General features: G+C 55.6%; 14 protein-coding genes. 4 read left to right on the forward strand and 10 right to left on the reverse strand.

Translation table 11 applies throughout. From position 1 onward, the window contains the following. Positions 1-13: 13 nt before the first annotated feature. The 6 genes from mnhG to IDH45_RS10075 are packed head-to-tail and all read right to left on the reverse strand — an operon-like array spanning position 14 to position 5,818. Complete coding sequence (gene mnhG / locus IDH45_RS10050; RefSeq protein WP_190927271.1) at positions 14-373, reverse strand: monovalent cation/H(+) antiporter subunit G; 360 nt, start codon at positions 371-373, stop codon at positions 14-16. Next, the gene (locus tag IDH45_RS10055; RefSeq protein ID WP_190927095.1) at positions 357-650 is read right to left on the reverse strand and encodes a Na(+)/H(+) antiporter subunit F1; all 294 of its coding nucleotides are present in this window, start codon (positions 648-650) and stop codon (positions 357-359) included. Before IDH45_RS10055 ends, mnhG begins: the two co-directional genes overlap by 17 nt. Next, positions 647-1,126 carry a Na+/H+ antiporter subunit E gene (locus IDH45_RS10060; RefSeq protein WP_190927096.1) on the reverse strand — a complete coding sequence of 160 codons (480 nt, stop codon included), beginning with the start codon at positions 1,124-1,126 and terminating at the stop codon, positions 647-649. The genes IDH45_RS10055 and IDH45_RS10060 overlap by 4 nt, the downstream gene beginning before the upstream one ends. A gap of 5 nt (positions 1,127-1,131) precedes the next feature. Further along, positions 1,132-2,613: a Na+/H+ antiporter subunit D gene (locus tag IDH45_RS10065; RefSeq protein ID WP_190927098.1), complete on the reverse strand. Its 1,482-nt coding sequence runs from the start codon at positions 2,611-2,613 to the stop codon at positions 1,132-1,134. Further along, a complete protein-coding gene (locus IDH45_RS10070) occupies positions 2,606-2,944 on the reverse strand; it encodes a Na(+)/H(+) antiporter subunit C (RefSeq protein WP_190927100.1) in 339 nt (112 codons plus the stop codon). Before IDH45_RS10070 ends, IDH45_RS10065 begins: the two co-directional genes overlap by 8 nt. 3 nt (positions 2,945-2,947) lie before the next feature. After that, positions 2,948-5,818, reverse strand: coding sequence for a Na+/H+ antiporter subunit A (locus IDH45_RS10075; protein WP_190927102.1), 2,871 nt, complete (start codon positions 5,816-5,818; stop codon positions 2,948-2,950). Between the two features lie 249 nt (positions 5,819-6,067). On the opposite strand from IDH45_RS10075, the gene IDH45_RS10080 reads away from it, so the two are divergent. Then, the gene (locus IDH45_RS10080; protein ID WP_190927104.1) at positions 6,068-6,325 is read left to right on the forward strand and encodes a hypothetical protein; all 258 of its coding nucleotides are present in this window, start codon (positions 6,068-6,070) and stop codon (positions 6,323-6,325) included. Positions 6,326-6,416: 91 nt separating this feature from the next. Next, the gene (locus IDH45_RS10085; protein ID WP_190927106.1) at positions 6,417-7,340 is read left to right on the forward strand and encodes a mechanosensitive ion channel family protein; all 924 of its coding nucleotides are present in this window, start codon (positions 6,417-6,419) and stop codon (positions 7,338-7,340) included. Between the two features lie 123 nt (positions 7,341-7,463). Here IDH45_RS10085 and IDH45_RS10090 read toward each other — a convergent pair whose 3' ends face one another. From IDH45_RS10090 to IDH45_RS10105, 4 genes are all read right to left on the reverse strand, one after another. Further along, positions 7,464-9,773 carry a helix-turn-helix domain-containing protein gene (locus tag IDH45_RS10090; RefSeq protein ID WP_190927108.1) on the reverse strand — a complete coding sequence of 770 codons (2,310 nt, stop codon included), beginning with the start codon at positions 9,771-9,773 and terminating at the stop codon, positions 7,464-7,466. Further along, on the reverse strand, positions 9,763-11,304 hold the full coding sequence (locus tag IDH45_RS10095) for an extracellular solute-binding protein (protein ID WP_190927110.1): 1,542 nt from the start codon (positions 11,302-11,304) through the stop codon (positions 9,763-9,765). Before IDH45_RS10095 ends, IDH45_RS10090 begins: the two co-directional genes overlap by 11 nt. Before the next feature lie 124 nt (positions 11,305-11,428). Next, on the reverse strand, positions 11,429-18,790 hold the full coding sequence (locus tag IDH45_RS10100) for a fibronectin type III domain-containing protein (RefSeq protein WP_190927112.1): 7,362 nt from the start codon (positions 18,788-18,790) through the stop codon (positions 11,429-11,431). 242 nt (positions 18,791-19,032) lie between these two features. After that, complete coding sequence (locus tag IDH45_RS10105; protein ID WP_190927113.1) at positions 19,033-19,431, reverse strand: winged helix-turn-helix transcriptional regulator; 399 nt, start codon at positions 19,429-19,431, stop codon at positions 19,033-19,035. 270 nt (positions 19,432-19,701) lie between these two features. On the opposite strand from IDH45_RS10105, the gene hxlA reads away from it, so the two are divergent. Together hxlA and hxlB are read left to right on the forward strand one after the other, a co-directional pair. Continuing rightward, positions 19,702-20,337, forward strand: a complete 636-nt coding sequence (gene hxlA, locus IDH45_RS10110) for a 3-hexulose-6-phosphate synthase (RefSeq protein WP_190927115.1) — start codon at positions 19,702-19,704, stop codon at positions 20,335-20,337. 3 nt (positions 20,338-20,340) lie between these two features. Further along, positions 20,341-20,925 (forward strand): 6-phospho-3-hexuloisomerase, encoded by a 585-nt coding sequence (gene hxlB / locus IDH45_RS10115; RefSeq protein ID WP_190927117.1) that lies wholly within the window; start codon positions 20,341-20,343, stop codon positions 20,923-20,925. The last annotated feature ends 53 nt before the right edge of the window (positions 20,926-20,978 follow it).

The raw sequence follows: 20,978 nt of genomic DNA on the forward strand, positions 1-20,978 counted from the left end.
TCCGGTTATTTTGCTACTCGCCCTTTTCTTGCTCCAGACTTTGCTGCGCCCAGTCATCCTGAACGCTTTTTTTCCATAAAGGGACGCCGGTCCGGTAAGCGGCTCTGCCGTTCAGATGACCCGCTACAGGGGCGGTAACAAATACGAACAAAATGCCCAGCAGCAGCTTGGCGCTTACATGGTCCAAATAAAAGGCAAAGTATAGAAACACGCCAAGCAGGATAAGCAAGACTCCAAGTGTCGCGCTTTTGGTAGCCGCATGCGAGCGCAAGTAAACGTCCGGAAGCCGGATCAAGCCGAAGGCGCTCAGTGCGCTGATCAAAGCGCCGGCCAATATGAGGATGCCGATTAATATTTCACCGAACTGACTCATCGTCTCCGCTTTCAAGGACAGCCCCCCTTTCCATATAGCGGGCAAAGGCCGCGGTGCCGATAAAGGTAAGAATGCCTATCACCAATATGATGTCGAAATAAACACTCGTTCTCAGCAGGACACTTATGATCGCAATCATCGACAGCAGCAGGACGCCGATCAGATCCAGCGAAGCGATCCTGTCGGGGACGGAAGGTCCCTTCAACAGACGGTAAATACAGCCGATGACGGCAAGAGCCATCAGTGCAAGCGACAATAGCAGCAGACTGGTCATCAAGGCCGGGTCACCTCCAAAATCGCTTTTTCAAACGTTTCTTTGATTTGTTTGGAAAGCTCGTCTGCGTCCTCGATATCCATCGCGTGAATATATAGTATTTGTCCGTCCTTCGACACATCGAGCGTTAAAGTGCCTGGAGTCAGGCAAATCAAGCAGGACAAAATCGTAATCTCCCAATCCGACTTCAGCTCCGTCTTTAAGGCGAAGATGCCCGGACGAATCGAAAGGCGGGGCTTGACGATTTGTACCATAACGGCAAAGCTGGATATCAGCAGTTCTTTAACAAATAAGAGCAGCAGCTTCACGATCGCCCACAGACGTTTCATATAAAACTCGTGCGGCCAAAACCGGTGGAGCAGACCGATCAGCAGCACACCGAGCAGATACCCGACAAGGAGCCGCTGGAACGACCAGTCGTTAAACAGGAACATCCAGACGAAGGCAATGATCAGGTTTAATAAAAGCTGTAGGGCCATCTCATCTACTCCTTCAAGACCGAATGAATATACGTATTTGGATGCAGCAGCGTGTCCGAGGCGTCCGTCGCGAACCGGTACACCCATTCCGATCCGAGCCCCATCGCGATCATGACGATGAGCAGGAGTGCCGTCGAGACGTAAGCCGTTCGGGGTGAACCCGCAGCGGGAGCCTCAGCGGGCCGCTTCTCCTCCCCCCAAAAAGCCGCCATGAACATACGCACCAGCGAATACAGCACGACAAGGCTAGTTAGCAGGGAAATCCCGGTTAACCAGAACGCGTGATCTTTCAGTCCGCCCTGGACGATCAGTAACTTCCCTGTAAATCCGCTTAGTGGAGGGATACCCGCGACGGACAAAGCCGTAATGAAAAACATCCAGCCGATCGCGGGACGGCGCCTGATCAGCCCTCCCATCTCGTCCAGCCGGCTCGTGCCTGCCGCGGTGATCAGCAGCCCCCCTAGCATAAACAGCAGCGCTTTCGCTATCATATCGTGAAGCAAATAAATAACAACTCCGTTCAAGGCTTCCCCGTTCGAAACGGACATGCCGAATCCGATAAATCCGACCGACAAAATGACGTTGTAATTCAAAATCCGGTAAACGTCGGTATAAGCGATCGCCCCTATGGCGCCAAGCAGCATCGTAGCGGCGGACATCCACCCCAGCCACTGATGCGTGATGCCCGGATCGTGATGAAAAATAAGCGTGAACATCCGCAGCAGCGCGTAAAGACCCACTTTCGTCAGCAATGCGCCGAACAAGGCGGATACGGCAGCCGGCGGAACGCTATAGGAACCCGGCAGCCAAAAAAACAAAAACAAGCCGGCCTTCAGCGAGAATACGATCAAAAACAAAATGGCGATGACATTTATAATTCCTGATTGTCCGATTTCCGCCACACGAAGCGACAGATCCGCCATATTTAACGTGCCCACTGTTCCGTACAGATAGGCTACCGCCGCGACGAACAAGGTAGAGGACAGGATGTTGATCATCATGTACTTCAACGTTTCCCGCAACTGCCGTTTCGTTCCCCCAAGCACGATCAGCGCGTATGAGGCGATCAGCATGACCTCGAAGCAGACAAACAGGTTGAATATATCGCCGGTCAGAAACGATCCATTCACCCCAACGAGCAGAAACTGAAATAGTGGATAATAATAATAACGCTCGCGCTGCTCCCCGACCGTACCGAAGGAATACAGCAAACAAAAGGCGGAGGCGATCGTTGCGGCGAGTACGAGCAAGGCCGCGGTCATATCGGCGACGAATACGATCCCGTAAGGCGGGCTCCAGCCGCCCATATACAGGGTCTGGATACCTTCCTTCCTCACCTGCAGGAGCAAGATCAACGCGGAACCGATGGTGGCCGATAAACTGACCGCGCTCAGCCATCGTTGGACGAAAATGTTGTTTTTGAAAAAGATGAGCGCAGCCGCCGTGCATAAAGGGATCAGTAAAGGCCAGATCAGCAAGTTATTCATGCTCGTCCCCCTTCAACTGTTCCATATCATCCGTTCCCAGCCTTTGATAAGCTTTGTACGCCAGTACGAAGAAAAAGGAGGTCACGCCGAAGCTGATGACGATCGAAGTCAAGATCAGCGCCTGCGGCAGCGGATCGACGTAAGCTTCGGCCTTCTGGCCGAGCAGCGGGGCCGCTCCCGTTTTTAACCGGGACATGGTGAGCAGCAGCAAGTGAACGCCGTGCGTCAGCAAAGCCGTTCCAAGAATGATCCGCAGCAGGCTTCGGGTCAGGATCATATAGACGCCTACGGTAAACAACACGCCGATCGCTATAGCCATATAAAGTTCCATAGTTTACCTGTCCCTCCCTATAGCCAAAATAATCGTCATCGTAATCCCTACCACGGTTAAATACACTCCGAGATCGAACAGCATCGCCGTTGCCAGCTCAGTATGCCCGAGCAGCGGCAGATCGAAGTAACCGAACGTATGGCTGAGAAACGGCGCGCCGAACAGGAAGGAGCCGATTCCTGTGAGCAGGGCGACCAAAATCCCGATGGCGCTGACAAGACGGAAATCGATCGGAATCACTTCCTTGATGGTGCTCATGCCAAACGCCATCGTAAATAGCACCAGCGCCCCCGCCGTCATCAGGCCGCCGATAAACCCGCCGCCCGGCTCGTTGTGACCCGAGAAGAACAAAAATAACGAGAAAGTCAGAATGATGAAAATAACCAGCTTGGCGATCGTGTTGAAGATCACGTCGTTGCTGCGGATCAGCTTGATCGGACTGCGCTCTTCCCGCTGTCCGGCGGAAGCCGAGATAGCTTCATCGTCACGTTTCATCCGGATCAGGGCATAGATCCCGTACGAAGCGATGCCCAGTACAGTGATTTCCAGCAGTGTGTCGAAGCCGCGGAAATCGACCAGGATGACGTTTACGACATTTTTCCCGCCACCCAGATTGTAGCTTTCTTTAAGGAAAAAGTCGGAGATTGACTCGAACGAACGGCCGCCCGCAGCAAACAGAGCGATGAGCGTCATCGTGACTCCTACGCCCAGAGCGATCAGGAAATTGGGCAGCCGGAAACGCAATGACTCCAGTTCTTTTTTCAGCTTGGGCAGATGATAAAAACATAATAAAAACAGCGTTACGGATACCGTCTCCACGATCATTTGGGTCAGCGCCAAGTCAGGGGCGCGGAAAATAACGAAAAACAAAGTGACGATATAACCGACCGTCCCGGTCAAAATAATCGCCATCATCCGCGAACGGGCAAACGGCACGGCAATAACGGCCACGATGAGTGCGAAAATGATGACCGCCTCATACAGCGATATCGGGGCGAAGCCGGTAAAATCCCATCTCAAATTGGTGGACCGGACCATCGTTATTCCGAGTGAACCGATCAGAAAGACAAAAATGTAAATCAGGTATTGACGAATCGAGCCGGTCATATACCAGTCGGTCAGCCGCTTCGCACCGGATACAGCCCCTCTCAACCCTCTGTCGTACACCCCGTTCAGGCTGATCTTTTCGAACAAAGGCTGATGCAGCACTTTCGAACGGCTATGCAAGCGGTACAGCAGCGTGCCCGCTGCAATAACGCCAACGGTCATCGCAATTTCGGGCGTCCATCCGTGCCAGAGATGGATCGAAACTTCGAATTGCCCCCCTTCGGCAAGCAGCGCCGGATGAATGGCCGCCATGGCGGGCGCGATGAGCGTATACGACAGCAGATTCGGGAACAGCCCGAACACAACCGCGAGCGAGGCGAGTATGACTGCCGGAACGAGCATCCCAAGCGGAGCTTCATGCGGCTGCCTCGGGAGCTTTTCGAATTTCTTATTTCCTGCAAAGGTCCGGAATAACAGCAGCATGCTATATACAAACGTGAAAATGCTGGCGATCCAAGCAATCGCGGGGAAAATCGCCCCCAGTTGCTGCATATTCCACACGTCCAGCTTCAAAACGCTCAAGACGGCCGTAAAAAACATTTCCTTGCTCAAGAAACCGTTAAACGGCGGTAGACCCGCCATCGAGAAAGCTCCGATCAGCGCGATCGTAAAGGTGACAGGCATAACGGACATGAGCCCGCCGAGCTTGCGGATATCCCTCGTGCCGGTTTCATGGTCGACGATGCCGACGACCATAAACAGCGCGCCTTTAAATATCGCATGATTGATCAAGTGAAAGACGGCGGCCGTCGTCGCCTTGACATACAGCAGCGATTCGCCGGTTAACGAGTAAAAGGCCGCGGCCGAGCCAAGGCCAAGCAGACTCATGATTAGTCCCAGCTGGCTGATCGTGGAGAATGCGAGCATCGCCTTCAGATCCGTTTGCTTCAGCGCCCGGTACGCCCCGTAGATCAGCGTCGCGATACCAGTCCCCGACACAAGCCAAAACCAGACGGGCTCCCCGGCAAAAACCGGGCTGAGACGTGCCGCCAAGTAGATGCCGGCTTTGACCATCGTCGCCGAATGGAGGTAGGCGCTAACAGGAGTAGGTGCCTCCATCGCATCCGGCAGCCAAATATGGAACGGAAACTGGGCCGATTTCGTAAAAGCGCCCAGCAGCACGAGAAGCATGGCAGGGATGAACAACTCCTGCCCGCTTATTACGTCCACGTTCGCCACGAGTTCACGGATACTGAACGTACCCGTCATCATATAGAGCAGCACAAATCCGGCCAGCATCGCCAAGCCGCCGAACACCGTAATGAGCATGGACTTCAATGCGCCGTAAAGCGATCTTTCTCTGCGATGCCAAAAGGCAATCAGCAGAAACGAAGATATGCTGGTCAACTCCCAGAAACCGTACAGCGCTATTAAATTATCGGACAGCACAACGCCGAGCATCGCTCCCATAAACAGCAGCAAGTAGATGTAAAACGGCCCGAGCGCTTCCTTTTGCTTATCCATATAAAAGATCGAATATAGCACGACCAGGGAGCCTATTCCGGATATGAGCAGAGCGAACAATAAGCTGAGTCCGTCCAAATAAACGGTAAAATAAATGTGTAAGGAAGTAATCCATGGCAGTGCGGCGAGCGTGTAGGATTGGTTCCCGATTTCGCTTATTTGTCCGATAAAATAGGCGAAGAGCACAGCCGGCAACGGAATAATCAACCAGCCAACATGCAACCGCCTTGTCCATTTACGCATAAGCGGAACGGCGGCCGCCCACAAAAATGGAATAAGTACAACCACGTGCAAAACAGACAACTTCCATCCTCCTCTTTGTTGAATTGTCTACCCCATCCAGCATCTCCAACTATCCGTCACCAATAGACCTGCAACCGGAAAAAAAGCAAAGAGGAGCCTGCGTTGACAGGCTCCTCCGGTTGAATCCTCATATTCAATTACAACTTGCACCGCTTTACAGTATAGCTTGCCGGGACACGGTTGTCAAAACAAGAATAAGCTGCCCGGACTGTGGGGATAACTTTTAAAAAAGAAAGGAGACGGCTCCCCTTGTTAAAGCGGAAAATTACGATCTCGTTGCTTCTGTTCGTGCTGCTTCTAGCTGCGGGATGGCTGGGGAACGCCAATCTGGCCAGTCTGCGCAGCCATAGCCACCACAGCGGCGGCTCTTCAACGGTACCGTATACGAATCTCTCGACGACGGAAGCACCGCAAACGCCAAATCGCCACTTGCCTTTTTTTCCGAGAGAGTATGTGAGGATCAACAATTTGAATTCCCCGGCCCCTCCTCTCCCTAAATCCGATTAGGCGCCCGGAATGTCCAAATTTGGGATTATTCCTTCACAAGCAGGCGCATTTCCCGTACAATGGAACGTACAATTATATGGGGGGTGGAGGCATGAGTTGGTTAACCGAGCAGCCGGAACAGCTGGCCAAGCTGTTGACCTGGGAGTTTTGGTCGTCATTGACGGGGCTGCTCCTTAACAAGTCATTTATGATTGTGTTTATTATCGGACTGACCTGGCTGGCACTGAAAGTGCGGCAGTTGCTAATCAACCGGGTTTTCCGTATCGCTCGGCTGGAAGAAAAGCAGCGCAATACGCTGGAATCGCTGCTGATGTCGTTTACCCGGTATGTGCTGTTTATTTTGGCCTTTATGATGTGTTTGAGCAATTTAGGACTTGAGGTCGGGCCGATCATAGCGGGAGCCGGGGTAATCGGACTTGCCGTCGGTTTTGGCGCCCAGACGCTCGTCAAAGATTTGATTACCGGATTTTTTATCATTTTCGAAGATCAGTTTTCGGTCGGCGACTATGTCTCGATCAACAACGGGCAAATTAACGGCACTGTAGTCAGCGTCGGGCTTCGCGCGACGAAAATCCGCACATGGGCTCAGCATGTCGTTGTCATCCAAAATTCGGAAATCCGCATCAGTCAAAACTTCAACCGGGAACGTATGCGAGCGATCGTGAATATCACCGTTCCTTACGAACGCGATCCTGCGGAAATCGAGTTTGCCGTGCAAACCGTCTCCTCGCAGATGGTCCAGGAGTGGCCGCAGTTGTTTCTCAAGGACGATAAGGGAGAGCCGGTAGAGCCTCCTCAGCTGTATGGGATTACCGACGTAGAAAACAACGCCCTCGGGGCCAAATATACAATTACGAGCCTGGTTAAGGACGAGCATTACTGGACGGCCTGCAAAGAAATCCGCAAAGCGCTCGTCCGCGAGCTTAGAGGAAAAGGCATTCAAATTTCTTATCCGCGCCGAATCGAGCGCAAAGATCCGGACGACGGCTACGACTCGGTCACAACCTCGGGATAAGCGGCGCTTCGCCCGGTTCCGCAACTCCGGGAAGCGCCGGCATACGATAAAAAAGCGGTACGCCTCACTTCGGGGCGTCCGCTTTTTTGCGTCTTTCGCGCCAACTCGACTCGGGGGCCGGCACTACCCTTCTGGTTCCCCGCCTGCAGCGTTATGATAACGTTTCCTGTACTCCCCCGGCGTCATACCGGCAATCCGTTTAAACACACGGATGAAATTTTGCGAGTTGTTGTAGTTCATCCGCTCCGCGATGTCAGCCACCTTCATCTCTGTGGAGCGAAGCAGCTCCTTGGCTTTCTCTACACGGAACGAGATCAAATAATCGGTAAAAGTAAGGCCAACCTCCCGTTTGAATAGCTGGCTCAGCTGCGTCTCCGGCATACCGGTCAACTCGGCCAGCATGCCGAGAGAAAGCTCCCGGTCGTAATGATGCTGCACATAAGCGATCGTCTGTCGGATGACATCGTCCTTCACCCCCTCGCGCATCCGTCTCTCCCGCGTTACCTGATCCACAATCCGGACGAATAATTCCCCCTCCAGCCAACCGATGATCTCTTCAACCGTTCTAAGGCTCTTCAACCGATCGTAGCCGTTGTAGGGGAGCAATGAGAGAGCGGGAAGGCTGTTTCCATCAAACAACAGACGCAGAATGGATGCCAGCAGCATCGCAAAAGCCTGATTGGCCTGCCTTTCGTCGATCGTGGGTGCGGCAAGCAACGTGTCGACAAAGTCCCTCAGCGCTTGCGCCGCCTTCTCCCGGTCGCCCAGCTTCAACTGCGCCACGATCATTTTCTCCTGCTCAAACGGGTATTCAAGCGGCTCTGCTGTCCGCCTATCCAGCCCGTAGATAAACAGCTTCCGCTCGGGATCGACCAGCCGCTGTCGGAGCGCACGCTGCGCTTCGTCAAAAGAACCGCTTACGTCCGCAGCCGCTTCCTTTGTTTTCCCGATCCCAACAGATATGGTCGCCAAGGCTTCCAATTCCACGTATGCCAACAGCGCTGCTCCCCAATTTTCCGAAGCCCACTCCGTTGCCGAGTCCGCATCGGTTCGTTGTATCAGTACGCCTGCGATTCGGTCATTTCCCATCCGGATGTAGTGTCCCGACACTTGTTCCGTATTCAACCGCCGCAACAAATCAAGCAGTTGGCCGGAACGGGTGCCAGCTTCGATCTCGCCGCAGTCCCTGAGTTCGTCCGCTTCCAGACAAACGGCGGTGAACCGGCGGCTGTATAGTTCAATCCCTAGCCCTTCCAGATGACCACCAATGTCAGACCCGAACGGTTCATGCAGCCATCTCTGTACCCAATAGGCTCTCAGTTCCGGCTCCGTCTCTCCGATCCGGCGCTCCAGTACGGTGTTCTCAAATTGCAGGCGATCGATTACCCGTCGTACCCGATTGTACAAATTCGTCGTCAGCAGCAATATCGTAACCAGCGAGATTGAAGCCAGTGCAATGCAGATGACCGTTACAATTCGTCTCACCGTCCCTATAGAACGGGTCAGTTCCTCAAACGGAACGATGGACATATAGGTCCATCCTGATTCTGCGGATTTTCGGGCATGCACCAGCCAGTCGCGTCCTCCGACCGTCTCCAGCGAATCCGCGGTAACGCCGTCATTCAGCTTAGCCGAGAGCCACTGCTTAAGCTCCTCCGGCGGAAGGTGCTCCCCGATAAACGTCTGCGTCTCGTCATCGGCATACACATTCCCGCCCGGACTGACGGCCAGCATGCCCCACGCCTGACCGGCATCGGCATCCTCGAGCACATCAAACATCGCCTGTTCCCGGAGCAGCACGACAAAATAGCCAAGCGGAGACGAAAAGGAGGACGGCAGCCGCCTGGCGTAGCCGATGCTTTGAATGACGCCGTAACTGCCAGGATCGGCGGGTGCCGCCAGTCTGTCATGCCAGAACGACAGCTCCTTGTTGCTCACCATCGCCTGATACAAGGAAGCCCCCAGCGTCCGCTCCGGCAGAGAGTCGATCCCGTCCGAGGTCACAAGCACTTCTTCCTCTGGGACGAATAAATATACCGCTTCCGCATGATCAATCAGCGTCTCCATCGCGGATAAAGCCGTCTTCACCTGTCCCAGCTCGTATTCGTTGCTCAGCAGCGTGCCGTCCTTCAGCAATACGGTCAGCGCGTCGTCCATTACATGCTGCATCACGGCCCGGTCGACCGTTTCCATCATCTTGTCCGTACGCTGCTGCACCTGCTTCATCAGCATATGATTGTAGTTCTCCACCTCGCGGACGAGACTGCCTCTGGCCGCCGTATAGGCGGTCCAGCCGACAACAAGAACGGGAACGATCGCGATCATCGCCGCGAGCATGACGATTTTAAGCCGCATCGCGGTTTTGGCGGACAACCGCTTGTCACCTGTCCGCACCCTGATTGCCGCTTCTAACCGCCGATTACTATCCGCCATCCCGTCTGCCCTGTTCTCCGTTCGACCGGTAGGTTCGATACCATTCATTTACTTCCTGTGTCGCCTCCTTCCCACCTCGATCGAGCCATTCCCGCCGAAACCATGCGAAATCTTGCACCGGCACGTTTCCTTTGACGAAATCGGTTTCGAATCTCTGGATTTTTTTCGTATAAATACTGGCAACCGACAATCCGGTGTTCGGCATAAAACCTTCCGCCGGATTCGGGATTCCTTTATCCCGTACCAGATCGAGCATCGTTCTTTGCTTCTCCTGCACGTATTCAGGCGCGCTCGTGGATACGTAATAATACGGATCGTACGGATTCATCAGCAGCAGCGACCCGAGATCCTCCACCTGTAGCGATTCACGGTTAATCTGCAGCGTCCTGTCTTCCTTTACGGTATGATGAACGCCCTCCAGACCGAATTTGCGAATCCGGTTCGCTTCTTCGCCGCTTTGCCAGTCCAGCAACTCGACGATCCGTTTTACTTTTTCCTCCGGCACCCGTTTCGGAATAAGAAACAGACCGTAATACCCCGGCCGCTCGCCGAAACCCGATATGCCTTCCGGACCGACAGGCGGCCCCAGCATCAACAGTTCCGCTCTCGGGTTTGCACTGGCCAACCTTGCCCGGAACCGCTCGTAATCGGCGATGGGAGCGACGATAATGCCGGTTTTGCCGGAGGTAAACCGGTCCCATACTTGCGACTGCTGCAGCGAAGAGAAGCTTTGGTCGATTCCCCTCTCGGCATATAGCTTGCGGAGCCACAGCAGCCCCGATTCGCGTTCTGGAGATACCTTGCTCGCTTCCAGCGAACCGTCGGACCGCAAAATCCAGGAGTTGCCCGCTCCAAACGCCGGAAGCAGGTTGTGCAAAAAGTTCAACCCTTCTCCCGCCGCGAACCCGTATGTATCCTTCCTGCCGTTGCCGTCGGGGTCCGACTGCCCGAACTTGACCGCCGTGTTATAGTAATCGTCGATCGTTTCCGGAACAGGCAGCCGAAGGGCCTCAAGCCAGTCCTTGCGGATCATGACAGCCTGATCGACTTCGGCGCGCGGACGCGGAATCCCGTAATAACTCCCGTTCAGCTCCACCCGGTTCCAGATGCGCTGCGGAATCGCCGTTTTCAAATTCGCCGAATTTCCGATATATGGCGTTAAGTCGTGAAACAACCCGCTTTCGATAAAATTGATCAGTTCCGACATAAAAGACGTCCATAAAACGATATCCGGAGGTTTCCCCGAGGATACCGCCATCATCAGCTTCGTACTGTAAGAAGCAGCCGGTATGGAGACGGGCTCGTAGCGAATGTTGAACTTGTTCTCCAGAAGGTCCCAGACTTCCGATCTCTGCGGCTTCCGGTCGTACATCGGCTGCATGATAGAAACGGTCAACCGATCCGAAGCCTCGCCCGGTCCGGCACTGCCGTGCAGCCGGTATCCCGGCTGGCCCAGAAGCACCGCCGTTGTAGCCAAACCCGCCGCGGCAAGCAGGGCTGTCAATCCAGCCGCCCAGAACCTTCTTCTCATGGTGGTGCCCCCCGTCGACGAATAATCCCCTCATTTCCTATATTATACATACACGACACTTAATTTGTCTCCCGTCGAATACGGCAAACCCCGGCAAACGATGGTTCGCCGGGGTTCGCCAAGTTTATAACAGTCCGAACGCTTGCGCAATATTCATGATGATTTGCGCCGCTTGGGCGCGGGTAATATCGGAATGAGGGTCAAACCGTCCGTCGGGATAGCCGTTCACGAGTCCCCGACCGCTCAAATGCCGGACGGCTTCCCCGGCCCACGGCGACAGGAGCTCCTCATCGGCATATGTTTCCGTCTGCCTGTCTCCGCTGGCTGCAGCCCCGTTGGCTCCGGCAGCCGGATTGCCGGTGCCGGTTTCCGGTACGTGAAGCATGCCGATGATCCGGTAAGCGATAACGGCAGCTTCTTCCCGGGTTGCCGGGTCGTTCGGGCGAAGCTTCGTGCCGCTGCCTTCAAGCAGGCCGATTTGAACGGCGCGCTCCAGCACGGGTGCATACCATGCCGATGTGTCCGCATCGCTGTACCGTTCGAGTGCGGGATAGCCGCCTCCGCTTGAGGCGCCGGAATCCAAGCCGTTGCCCGTAGCAGCACCGCCGGCGAGATCCAGAAGACGGATCAGGAATGCGGCCAGCTCGGCACGCGTTACCGGAAGATCGGGAGCAAAAACCCCCTCGTCTACTCCATTCGCCAACTGCCTCGAGGCCAGCAGGCGGACTGTCTGCTCCGACCAATGTCCGGCCAGGTCAACGAAGGAAGGGGCAAAGGCCATAACCGCATATACCCCTGGCTGCCCGATGACCGCTTCAAGCCGGCCGCTGTCCGGATCCCATCTCCCGCCTGCATAGTGCCACGTACCCGGCTTATCCGGATCAGCTCGGTATATGGCAAGCAAACGCCGGTCGAGCTGCTCCCATTTCTCTTCATCGATAGACATCCGTATCCGCAATATTCGTTCGGAATGGGGCAGCCAATCGCCGGATATACCCAGTTCGAAAGCTCCGGCTGCATGAATGAATCGTATATCTGCAGGCCAGCGAACGTCTGAAGCTTCCCGGACCGCAAGTTCGTAATTGCCGGCGGAGGACGTCTGCGGGCCTTCGGCGCGAAGCAGCAGCCTGCCGCCAAGCGCCGGATAATACGTATTGCCTAGAAAGAGATCTCGCCATTTTATCGTCTCCGCTCCATCCGTTACAGCAGGCGGAGTCCCGGGAGGCGTTCCGGCTCCCGGTCCCGTATTCGGATACGATCCGCCTGGATTCGTCCCGGTATCGGAGCCGCTTGTCGCAGTTGTCAGCACAACGGCTTCCGAGCGATTGCCCGATTCGTCGTCCGCCATCAGCCGGATTTCGTACGTCCTTCCCGGCTGCAAACCTATTATCGTATAGCGCTGCTGTCCTTTCACAACCGTTGCGCCACCGTCGTCTTCCGCCTTCCCCCGCTCCCGCCAGTTGACGAGCACTCCGTTCAGATCCGGATCTGCCGGATCGCTCCAGGCTATCGTAATCTGATCGGTTCCCGCAGCGGCGCTGGCCCCTATAACAGCCGACGGACCAATAAGATCGGCTTTTCCCGCCGTTAGTCCCGGCTTCTCCCGCAATGCTGCGCCGTCGGAACGATTCCCCGCGGCATCGACCGCAACAATCCGGATCTCGTAATCCGTCCACGCTTGAAGGGAAACAAGCTCAGCCAGACCGACGCCCTTGCCGACCGTAAGCTGCCGGTAGCCGGTGCCTGACGTTTCCTTCCATTCGATCAGCATCGATTCAAGATCGTCGTCTTCCGGATCGTTCCATGTGACGATCAGCTTGCGGTGGCCCGGCGTAACCCGCACATTCGTTGCGGGGTCCGGCGGAGTGCGGTCGTCTGCCATCACTTCAATCAGGAACGTCTGATCGTACGCCGTAGCAAGCCCGTTGTAACTAGGCGTTCCCGCCTTCACCGTCACTTCCAGCCGATCTCCGGCGGCAAGACCAGCGCCCGGTTCAGGCTCGAACGACCAGAGCTTTGCGAGAGCACCGTCCGCTGCAGGGGCAACCGGCTTCAGAACGCCGGCAATCAGCGCCCCCCCTCTCTTCACTTGAACGGCAGCCGCGGGAAAACCGTCCGTTCTCATATGCTTGGAAAAGACGATGTCGACCGACCGGCCTCCGTTCTCCGATCGCACTCCCGATACGACTGGCGCAGTAGTGGACGTCATCGCGATATTGACATCAAAATGCGGCGGCAACACGGTCATTTCATGGCTGTATACCGTTTCGTAGCCGTCCTTCTCGTAGCGTACCTTCCATCTGCCCGGCGGCACGTCCCAGCGGTATTTGCCGCTTCGGTCCGTAACTTGCGGATTTTGTTGCAAGAACCATTCCGCGTCCCAATCCGTCCAGGCTGAAGCGGCTTCGTCCCACTGCATTACCGTCGCCTTTACGCCCTCCAGCCTCTCTTCGGGGACGGCCTCATACACATACCCGCTCGGATCGTACAGCCAGGTCGGCTTGGCGATAATGCGAAACCCTTCGCTTGTTTTCCCGCTCTCCGAGTTCGGATCCTTCGGCTCGCATTCGATATCGCGATCCACGGCACGGTCAATCTCGGCCAGCTCATACGACATCTCCTTGTCGATCACTTTTCCGAGACCTTGCCCGGCTACGGCGGTCAGACCGGCAATCAGCGTTCCCGGACCCGGAGCTCCCGCCCCGATGGCGAACAGCCCCAGACTTGCGACCCATTTCGCAGACTCTGCAGCCATCATGTCGCCCATAATGTCCTCGTAGGCGTTATGATATCTATGGGCGGAATGCGAGCTGCATCGGGCGTAAGCGGACTTGATGCGCTCCTGAATGCTGTCCAGCGTCGATTCGAAGCCTCCGCTTCCTTCCAGCGTCAGCCCCATATCGATGCCCTCGACCAGAATCTGAGTGCCCGTCTTGGCAATCTCGGCGGGAGCCGACAATATTTTGACGTTCCCGCCGCCAGCCTGCTCATAGCGGACGTAAGCGGAAAACTCGGCGATCAGACTCATGTTTTTCGCTTGATCGCTGCGGATGAACGATCTGACCATTTCCGCAGAGTCGCGGTATCCCGTCGGCGCGGACGGAAACGGCGTCGGAGAACCCGGAGCGAGCTTCGCCGATCCGGAAGCTCCATACAGCGTCCGGCCGTTTACGCTCATCCGCGGCTTGCCCGCGGGATCGTAGGCGACTGAGGTCTCCGCATACAAGCTCAGCTCGGCCCGCGCTCCCGAACCGAGGCGCGAAGGCAGATCATAGCTCACGCTGTAAGTTTCTTTGCCGCTTCCGTCCCGGACCGTCTCCACCTCGTCCGGCTGCGGGATGTCGGCGTCGCGCAGCCACCATGCCAGCGTTTGCCTCAATTCTGTTTCGGTTCTGGGAGCGATGCCGCTGTCCGCCGGAACTTCATGGTAAGACACATACAAAGGACCGGTGATCTCCTCCATGTTGACCACCTTGATCAGCGACCTGTATATGCCGCTTTCGGTCCGGTAGGCTCCCTCCCTATGGAATCCGAGACTCACAATCGCCTCGGAGACGGCGTCCGGTTCGTCAAATTCCAGGTCGATGAACATGTTCCCCGGCTCCAGCAGAAACGGAAACTTGGAAATTCCCTTGTTCGGGTCAAAGCTGTGGTAAAAACCCCAATCGTTGCTCAGCGTTACTTTCGTAAGCCTCGGTCCTACGGACGTGTAAATCACCTCGCGGGCATCCGAAGCCCGGGACAGGCCGTTGATCTCGGCTACCGCCGACAACTGGTAGCTGTAATTCACGCCCCGGTCCGGCAGCTCGACGGCATACTGCCAGACCCCGGAATCGGCGGTTCTGGTCTGGCCGAGCAGCTGTTCGCGTTCATAAATCAGAATATTGCTTCCTGCCGTGGCACGTCCTTGCAGAAGCAGCTCCCGGGTTTTCGTCCGGTCCGGCGCCTCCAGTGTGACCGGCGCAACGGATATCGTCCGTTGGCCAAGCGAAAGCGTGCCGCTCTCGGACCCTGCGGTGTATCGGAGTGTGCCGGTCAAGACGGCGGTGCGGTCCGGATAATCGACCGGCAACTTCACTGTCGCCCGGACGAGCTTGCGCCCGTAATAAAAGGAGATCGAGCCCGTCTTCACGACAAGCTTGCCGTCCTGTACGGTCCACAACGAGCTTGCCAGCGGCTTCTCATCCACAAGCACGCTACCCGGCACCACAGCCCCCCCGGCAGGGAGCGCTACTTCAAATGTCGTTTCGGTAAGCGAAGTGGCGGGCGGACCGACATCCGGAGACCTTGTATACTCGGCTCTTATATCGACCGAATCTCCCGGAACCGCGTCCATCGTGCTGACGGCAAAGCTGGCTCCCTTGGTCGCTGGATTCATCCGCTCCCTGAATAAATCGATTTGCACCTCTTGATCTCCGGCCTCTCCCCCGCGAATCGTAAACGTGCGGCTGTAGCTTTCCGCTAGACCTCGCTCCGCATGGTATATGAGCACCGTATACTCGCCGGCTGGCAGGTACTCGGAGAATGAAAATCTCGGCATCCATGGGAAAAAAAATGTCTCGTCAAAGCGGCCGTTAGCCGACGTCACCCGGTACATCCAGCCCGAATTCCAGGGCATACCCGGCTGAAACATAAGAGTCGGATCGAAAACCCAGCGTACCATTCCACCACCCGCGGCAAAGCTGAATTCCACATGTCCCTCGCGGTTATCGTCCAAAGTAAAAATCTTACAGCTGTAATCTATTTTGTACTCATTGTATCGCATGCACAACCGGAACTCATCTCCCGGCTTGCCGGACACGTTAAACGGATAGTACCTCGAATCGATCCGCTGACCGTTGGATACGTAAGTGAGAACCGGCTCATAGGATTGCATCGTATACGAAGCTATCCCCGACTCGCCGTGAACGATCCACGATCCGTCGACATTTTGCCGCTTGACCGTCACACGAATGGTGCCCGGCCTTTTTTCGACCGGCGTCAGATCCTGCTGTACGTCGGTGTCTCCCACGACCACCGCGAGGGGCGGGAGCGAAGCATGTTCGTTATAGCCGTTAATCCGCAGCTCCACACCGGCGAAAACCTGAACCGCATAACGGCCGTTTGCATCGGTTTGCAATTGACGCACGTACCCTTTGTTATCCTGATTGCCGCTGTAAGGCGACACTGTCAGATGAAAGCCTTCGATCGGGCCGGTATGACGGGTTACCTGACCGGATAACATAACGAGCTTGCCCCTTTCCAGCGTGACGATCTCCTCGTTTAACCCTTCGGTTAACGTTAAATGCCGCTCGCCAAGCAATTCCTTCAAGTGCAGAGGGATTCGGCTCAGCTTCACGCTGACCGGATCACCCTTCGCCACCCCTTCGCGAATGCGTAGCCGGCCGGTGTCGTCCGTAATCGCCGAACGCCACTCCTTTTCTGCGATCCGGTAATAGGTTCGGACCCCCGGTACGGGTACGCCGGCATCGTCCTGTACCGTAATACGAAGCTCCGTCGATTCCGTATCGACGTTCATCGGCTCGCGTACCGTCTGCGATCCCTTCACTTGAACAGAGCGATCCGGCAGCAGAGAAACGCCGCTGACTTTGTCCTTGAGCTGAACGGTAGCCATACCCGGAAACAGCTGTGTGAACGAGTAGGAGCCAGGACCGGGAATGTCCAGATAAAACGCCGACATATTGGAAGGCGACACCCAAACGAACGCATTCGACACGTCGCCCTCTATGTCGAGCTTCAAATTTCCGGTTACGTAAGGGCTGCCGCTGCCTTGCGCATTGATATCCCCGAAGGCAACGGGCGATGATATTACCGTCCCGCTCCGCTTCAACACGGCTACCGCCTGCTCGATCCGTTCTATGCCGAGCGATTCGGCCACGATCCAATCGGCCGTATACAATCCCGGTTCAGCCGGCGATTCGGTCAGGCCGACCTCCAGCTCTCGTTTCACCAGCTCCGGCTGAAGATCGCCGTTCCCGTCAATCCAGCTGTCGTATTGGATCGATACGGACGCCTCGTAACCGCTGTTCGTCGTTTGCAGCGAGATGCCAAGCGGCTCCCCCGCTTTTAAGGCCATCTTCCCGTAAAGACCTACCGATTGCGGTGAAAATTCCAGTTTCAGGACACCTTGCTCCAGTGCCAGCGGCTCGCTTTCCCGTCCGGCCCCGTCGACGGCTTTTACCGAGACGCCGACCCGGTCCCCGGCTTCCAGACCGGCTTCCAGACCGAACGTAAATTTCGTACGGTCCCGGCAAACCTCCGGAAACCCTTCGCACTGTACAGCCGCAAGCGTCTGTTCGACCGGCGCTCCGCCGTTTTTGGCCCAGCTCAGCTTGTATTCGGTGACGCCACCCGATGCTTTCGGCCAGTTAACCGAAAATCCTTCCTGCGACAGATCGCTTACCGATAAGGATGCGCCTGCTGGCCACTTGGGGGACAAAGGCACAGCCTCTCCCACGCGCTGCGACAGCAGCAGCGGCGCACTCGCGGCATAGGTCGATCCGACAACCGTCATCGCCACATCTACCAAATCTCCACGGGATAAGCCGGTGAATGTATAACCGCGCGGCAAAATCCCCAGCATCCGGCTGACGGGAGCCCCGCCGTTAACCCCATAGGAAAGCCCGTAGGCGGCGACGTCCCCGGTTCCTTGCGGCCATTCGATCGTAAACCCGTTGTCGGTCAGCCCGCTGACTGTTAATTGGGCGTCCGGCGGCCATAACGGGCTGCCCGCTCCTCCCGGAACCGTTATCCGGGTTTCCAGAAGCTCGATGTTGTAAGCCGCGTCGAAGGCGGCCAGCTGTACGTCGTAGCTTTGCCCCGGCTGAAGGCCGGATACGCTGTAGTCGTAACCCGGTGCCCCCGGCGTATGGGCGATATCATCGCTGAACGACCATTCTCCTCCCGCCGTTCCTACCTTTCGGACAACAAGAGAATATACGGTCGTTTGCGGCCTTACGCTGGGCTTCCAGTGCAGCTTCATTCTTTTCGTCTGATTCGTCTCCTCCTCATATGAGACGGCGAGCTCCGCGTAATATTGGAACGTATCCTGCAAACGGATCGTCCCGCTTTTCGTACCGAGGATGTCGGTTTCTCCCTCCTTGCGCGCCATAACCCTGACCTCGTATTCGACAGCAGGGTCCATACCGGTCTGAATCCACCTCGTCGATATAAACGTTCCCGGATCCTCCCACTGTTCGGGAGATGAGAAATATCCCGGTGCGCCAAGCGGCTCAAGCCCCGGCCTGCTGTAGAACTTCACCTCATAACTGAAGCGCTGCTCATAGTCCTCGGTGTCATAAGGCGGATCCCAATACACCTGGACCTGGTTGCCCTCCATCGGTGCGAAATTCGGTGCGGAATTCCAGTAGAAAGCGGCGTTCGCCTTCCCGATCACGCCGTTCAGCCCCGGCCAGCCTGCCATCTGTACGAGCATCGCAATTAGGAGCAGCACGGAGATTTTCCGCCTGACCTTCAGCTTTCCCATTAACTTGACGCCTCCTGCCCATGCATAGTAATGGGCTCATGGTAGCACGCGCCGTGTCCTCCGATAAATAATCATTTATAATGATTACTCTGCCTGCGGCTGAACAACTTGAAAAACGCGATAACCAGCCGGACGGCTTCTTATCGCACTGCATAAAGTACTATCATCGCTCGCACAGCAGCAAGTTCCAAAAAACTCCGCCCGAAATTCAGCTGACGAAATCGGCGGTACCCGCCCGCAGCCTATTTCGCAAACGTGGTGCAATCCGGCCTATCCGAGGAAGAGCGTTCGTTCCATACCACTTGATCGCCGTATTCTTTTCCCCAGCTGTACATCATTTGCAGGATCGGCATTAAGCTTTCCCCGTAAGAGGTAAGCGAATATTCGACGCGCGGTGGAACCTCCGCATACACTTTCCGGGCTACCAGCTGATCCTCTTCCAGCTCACGCAATTGATTGGTTAACATTTTTTGCGTAATGGACGGGATTCGCTTTTTCAGCTCGCTAAATCGTTTCGTTCCTTCCAGCCCCAGATGCCATAAAATAATCAGCTTCCACTTCCCGCCGATCACAGCAAGCGTCAGTTCCTTCTCACAATTGATCTCTTTCAGATTAATCCGCTCTTTCAACACATTCGCCATGCGCTCACTCCTCGTCAATTCATACGAAATTGCCTATCGATAGAAGTCCCTGTACCCCCAAGTTCAACATCCGCTGCGTTCTTGATAAACGTCCAATAGTATCCTTACGGTAACTACCCCACTTTAAAGTGCGTACTTCCTCAATTGAAACTCAACAATTAGAATAAAGCGTGTTACGAGAAATTACAACCCTTGCCGTCCGGCTCTGCGCAGCCATTGAAGCCACCCGGGGGCAAGCTTACTACATCGAAACAAGGAGCGATTATCCCTATGGAATTGCAATTAGCGTTGGATCTGGTCAACATCCCGGAAGCTATAGAAGTCGTGAAAGAAGTCGAAGCTTACATCGATATCGTCGAGATCGGCACACCGGTCGTGATCAATGAAGGACTGCGGGCCGTAAAAGAAATGAAAGAGGCTTTCCCGAATCTGAAAGTTCTGGCCGATCTGAAAATTATGGACGCCGGCGGTTACGAAGTTATGAAAGCTTCCGAAGCCGGTGCGGATATTATTACCGTACTGGGCGTTTCGGACGATTCGACCATTCGCGGCGCTGTGGAAGAAGCCCGCAAACAAGGCCGGAAAATTATGGTTGACATGATCAATGTGAAGCATATGGAAGAGCGGGCTCAAGAAATCGATGCGATGGGCGTCGACTACATCTGTGTGCATTCCGGATACGATCATCAAGCGGCGGGCAAAAACTCGTTCGAGGAGCTTACAGCGATCAAGCGCGTCGTCAAACATGCAAAAACCGCCATTGCTGGCGGCATTAAACTGGAAACCTTGCCGGAGGTCGTCAAAGCGAACCCCGATCTGGTTATCGTAGGCGGCGGAATTACCGGACAGCCAGACAAAAAATCGGTAGCCTCCGAAATGCGCGAGCTGGTCGCTCAAGGACATTAATCCATGACAACACTGACCGAAATCCCTGCACTCACCCGCAGCATCCTACATGAGCTGGAGCGGACCGTCAAGTCGATCCCGGTGGAAGAGATCGAGCGGCTGGTCGGGCAAATTGCCGAGACAGGTGCCCGGGCAGGCCGCATCTTCGTCGCCGGTGCAGGCCGCTCCGGCCTGATGTTGCGCGCCTTTGCCATGCGCCTGATGCATGCGGGATTCCATGCTTATGTAGTTGGCGAGGCGGTCACACCCGGACTACAAGCAGGCGATCTGCTGATTATCGGCTCCGGCTCCGGTGAAACCGGCAGTCTGGTCCACATGGCGGCCAAGGCCAAAAAGCTGGGCGCCAGCGTAGCGCTCGCCACCGTCCGTCCGGATTCCACAATCGGACAAATGGCCGACACCGTCATCGCCGTTCCGGCTGCGGCCAAAGAAAGAAATGACGGCAGTGCGACCACGACGATTCAGCCGATGGGCTCCTTGTTCGAGCAGAGCCTCCTGCTCCTTCTCGATACGGTTGTCTTATGCTGCATGGACAGGCTTGGCATCGATTCCGCAGCTATGTTCGGCAGACATGCGAACCTGGAATAGTCCGAATCGGCAGCCAAGCGAGCCTGATGAGCAGTTGAAGGTTTAGAACTGCA

It is taken from the genome of Paenibacillus oceani, from assembly GCF_014705615.1.
Lineage (GTDB): Bacteria > Bacillota > Bacilli > Paenibacillales > NBRC-103111 > Paenibacillus_AB > Paenibacillus_AB oceani.